The sequence below is a fragment of the Sulfuricurvum sp. genome (assembly GCF_022759005.1).
Classification (GTDB): domain Bacteria; phylum Campylobacterota; class Campylobacteria; order Campylobacterales; family Sulfurimonadaceae; genus Sulfuricurvum.
The window spans coordinates 1-4,716 of sequence record NZ_JAEMQA010000064.1 but is presented as its reverse complement, the minus strand read 5'-3'; the positions used below and the strand labels follow the sequence as shown (position 1 = coordinate 4,716).

The 4,716-nt window shown below is 40.9% G+C and carries 2 protein-coding genes; both read right to left on the bottom strand.

Going from position 1 to position 4,716, the window contains the following annotated elements; translation table 11 throughout:
• Nucleotides 1-637: AAA family ATPase (locus JHC35_RS04320; RefSeq protein WP_295042350.1), on the bottom strand; the 637-nt coding region annotated here is incomplete at its 3' end.
• A gap of 105 nt (nucleotides 638-742) precedes the next feature.
• Nucleotides 743-4,555 carry a DUF6570 domain-containing protein gene (locus tag JHC35_RS04315; protein WP_295042348.1) on the bottom strand — a complete coding sequence of 1,271 codons (3,813 nt, stop codon included), beginning with the start codon at nucleotides 4,553-4,555 and terminating at the stop codon, nucleotides 743-745.
• Nucleotides 4,556-4,716: the final 161 nt, after the last annotated feature.

Sequence of the window (4,716 nt, the reverse complement as noted above, 5' to 3'; positions counted from 1 at the left end):
TATGTAACCCACCAAAAGGTAGTGCCTCATTTCCACCAACCTCTCGCATTAATTTCCGCAAGTTCTTATCCAGTTTCATGAAGTCCGGTAATGACAACATTGAAATTTCATCAATGATGATCATATTTGCGGTTATCCAAGTGATCTTAACGTCAATACCATTAACGGAAACATTAGAAAACTTGCTTCTAAGTTGGGCAACAGAGTGAATCGTTTCCCCCCCCAGCAATGCCGCCGCTGAATTGGTTGTAGCGGTAACAAGGAAAGCCGATGAATCAAAACCTTTATTGATGCAACGACAAAAGTGCTGGCACATGGATTTTGCAGCTCCAATAACATGGCTTTTCCCACAACCTCCGGCTCCTGAGAGAAACATAACGAGCTGTTTTTCTGCACCCCTCTTGATTAATTTTTCTCTCGCTTCTGAATAGTTCGGATGGGAACTGTTATTGCCCTTTTCCAAATATTTCAACATGAACGAAGAGCAAATAACATTGAACGCAGCCTTTTGATATATATCCAAATTCATCATCTTTGCACAGGCGTCAAGTCTATCAACAACCACCTTCGGATTATCCTCCTTTAAGGCATCAGCATCATTTAATGTCCACTTCTTTCCATGGTCTTCAGCGGTCAACGGTCTATCGAAATCCATAATAATTTCAATAAAATTCCGGCCTGCATAGGATGCGGGTTGCGTAATATTGTTATAGTCAACCGCATCGTTACGTTGCGATTCCGATTATACAGGTACATTAACGGTTTTATCCGTAAAAGGGGTGATGGGGGCGATATGATTCTGATTGAATGGCATCATCGTATTTGTGATAATACAATTCTGTTCGTGGTTTTCTAGCTGATTCCTAACACGGGCTAACTCTTCGATCACCGTATCCACTTCATCGTCACCATCGGTTTCTTCTTGATTAACCGGATCAGATGAATCATTGTCAAAATCGTTATTTTCCATGTCATCTGGATTCTTTGTAAACCTTTGTAACTCTGTTTCCAAAACCAATCTATCTTTTGGCTTCACCATTTTTTTACTGTTGTGTACATCTTGTATGTTCTGCATGTAATATCCTGCATCCGGATCTAATCCGTTGGAATGATACTTTTCACAGAATAATTTCCATCTATTCTCAAATTCGCCGAAAACATGAACATCTTGGAAAGGAAGAAATAGCAACAACATTATAGTCGCATATTCGTTTCGAGCGTTTAAAAGGGATGGAGGAATATCCGAGTCATCGGATTCCCATAGTCTACAATCTTGTATATCCGGAAGTTCCTTTTGGTAATATATCATTGGAATCTTGATCTTTTTCATCTTTTTCAAACAAGCGTATTTTTGTCCCGGGTGGTCGTCTAGAAAATCCCAATCTACCAAATCATAAGGATCCATTTCTCCCTCTTCTTCCTGATATTCCTCGTTTTCTTCATCCCTTGCTTGTTCTCTCCGTTTTTTTAGCGTCGACTTTAAAACCAACTCAAACTCCATCGAAAAGGAATAATACGATATCTTCTCAAAACCGTCACCAGTAGGGCGAAACAGATAATCCATGAGGCGGGAGTGCAACCATCCTTCGCCGGTTATACTATTTCTACGCCACTGAAAACCAATCGGTTTGTTATCCAACCAGTCTATCATTTGCGACAACAAAATCGGAACGAAATCATGAGAAAACCGGAATCTTGATGCATGCATAATTAGTTGCCATGCCATGGTTGCGCTTATAACCGAAGAAGACAAATGGGCACAGATACCAGAGAGAACATGACCAAGCCCTTTTCCATAACTTGGTTCAGAAGCGGTTCGAGTAGTGTTGTCAATGGCCTGCAAAGATTCCTCAACTTGTGATTCCACCATACGGGATCTAGATATTCTTCTGGCAATGGCAACGCACTGTTTGTGAAACGGAAACTTCTCTTCTTTTTGATTAGTTTTAGTGTTGTAAAGAGTGACATAGTAAATCATGTCTCTTCCGCCACTTGCAACATTGTTATTGTAACCGAGTAGTGATGAGACGGTTTTGTTATGTGTATTCAAAAAAACATCAGGAACACTTCTAGTAGTAACGAGACTAAATCCTTTTGCTTGCACATCCATTCCGTTTCCATACGCTTTATACCATTTTCCACTAGACTCTTCCTCTCCAAACTCAAGGTTAAATTTTTCCTGTATCCATCTGGGAAAATCAAACCTACACTCAGGACCCTTTTTGAAACAAGCAGGTCGATGTCTCCAATCATGCTCATTAAACCGCAAATGGGCAACCGATGTCAAAAACTTTTTCGCAGCACCTCCTCTTCCTGATAACCGTTCCATGTCATACGAATATCTAATGGCAAAAGAATCTTGTCTTGCTTTTGACAGGGGAAAATCCAGATTACAGTCAGGAAACAATTCCGGTTCCTCCAATTTCGCCATTTCATACCATCGTTTTAAAGCATTTGTGACCATAGAAGTTGTAGTAAATCTTTTGAAACAACCAGGACAATACGCAACATATCCCTCATATGGCTCTAATACTTCTTTTTGCCGCATATTCCGCAGTACCTGTTTCTCCATAATAACCGGTGCAATACGGCATACTTCTTTTACTTCTAAATCGGCTGCTGGCATATGCAAAGAGACACTCATATCTTTTTGTTCCCTTTCGTGTGCAAGTTCTTCTTCTGAAATATCATAGGTAGAGCACATAACTTTTTCAAAGTATTTGATGAGCTCCGATTTGGCTTTTTCTCTTATTTCCTCTTTATCAGACCATAACAATGACCGTAGGCGATCGAAGTTTTTGATAAATAATAAAATATGAGCGTGTAGAGTTAGCCGACCTTGTTCTTCCGTTGTGTCGCCCCATGCAAGTACTTCGCCAAATATTCCTTTTCGGGTTTGTTCACCCTTTTTTGAATCCCACCCTATCAGGATTTCCATCACAATGTCTCTAAGGGCATTAAATTCTCGAGCACAAGCACCTGGATTTTCCGTTCTCTCTTTTGCTCTAAACAGCATACTTGCAATACAGTCATTTTCTGATATGTTCGGATTTGGCAAATATTGCTTCGATGTATTACAATACAACCCAACCCTGAAGCTACATTCATCAGCGGGTGAAATGGTGAAAAAAATTGACGGAGGACCGAAGTGGGTCCACAATCCAAACAACTTTGTCCTAGCCTCAAGGGTTGCTTCATCCGCATAGGGCACATTTTTGCAAGAAGTTTTAACGGTGTGCAGCAGGGTAGCTGGCACCGTGTCTCCACCTTCTGAAAACAGATCTCTCACTCGCGATGCTTTCGCCATATTCATTATCTGATCATCTGTTACGTTTGAAAAGGCTTCTCCCAAAGTAATACCATCATTCCCGGCTTTTGACATGCATCTAACGGAGGCAGATTGAAAGGCAAGCTTCCGAAATAAAATATGACCTAGCACTAAAATAAAATCCGGTTTCTGAAACTGCGGTAGGGATAAACGCAAATAATGCTTCATTGCTTCTACTTCGGATACTCTATTGGCTCTTGAATCATCTTTCATATCTCCCACTCCGAAAGGAAAATACAACGGAAACAACCGGGAGAGCGTTAACTGCCAATCATTCTGATAAGCAGTAGAACTGAATACTAAGGTTGGTTCCTTTCCTTGCATAAACGCATTCAGGAATTCTTCTTCGGAACTAAAGGTTGCGGTAGATCGGTTGGGTTCCTCGTGACTCGGAAAAAAATATTGAAATTCGACGTGCTTTTCAATATCTGGATTTCCGGATTCATCAGTATTATTCGTGTCCGCTTCATCTTCAAAAATTATCGGAGTGGGACACTGTGAAATGTCCGGCATGTCCATATAATGCGGATTGTTCTCTCTCAACCAGTTATAAACTCGTAAGAAGTTTTCCACTTCCAACTTGCATCGTTTTCTTATAATTGTCCTTTGATTCGGAGTAAACCGGCCTGACATTATTACATATACCGATGATTGTCCTGTGAGATTCATATGCTGTTCTAATGCCCCAACATTTTGTTCGACATTGTTACTAAAAAAAGTAAAAGCTCCGGTTATTGACTTATGTGCCCCACCGGTAAATGACATCACATATGCAAACGGTCGTACCGGAGAAATCAGGGGACTAGTGACCTCCGTTAACAACTCTAGTATTTCTGGTGGAAGATTGCCTATTGCCCAACGGTTTGATATCGCGAACTTTGGCGGTAGTTTCTTTTTACGGTGGGGTCTCAATGAATCCGAACATTGACTGCAGCACACATACTCCTCCCTTACATTCACTCTTGCTCTGGGAGATAATAACAAATGTTGAAGGGCCGGATCAAAAACCTTATAACAATCTTTTAGCCCTTCCGGTAGTTCCTCATCGACCAGCCTTTCCTGATTGACAAGTAAGTTTCGTTTGCTGATCCACCTCACTTCAGCAGTACCGGTTATAAAGCGATCACAACAAACACAAACATTTGCTTGGTGACATAAACCCCGCAATGGAAAATTAATACCAGGAGATGAATGAATATGTTCGTCATCCTTTACTCTGGTTTTCATGAGATGTTCAAAGGCGCATTTCAATGATTCAGTTGTCTCCACAAACTGGGCAATATCAGGCACTTCATCCAGGTCGATGGGTTCTTCTGCTTTAGGCTTTACAGGTGGCCTTTTCCTTTCCCGTTTCTTCTTTATCTTAGCACTATCGCGCTTTGAAGCTC

Bases quoted from the DNA above. Each gene is read 5' to 3' on its own strand.
- JHC35_RS04315 (WP_295042348.1), bottom strand. From the start codon at position 4,555: ATGAAAACCAGAGTAAAGGATGACGAACATATTCATTCATCTCCTGGT.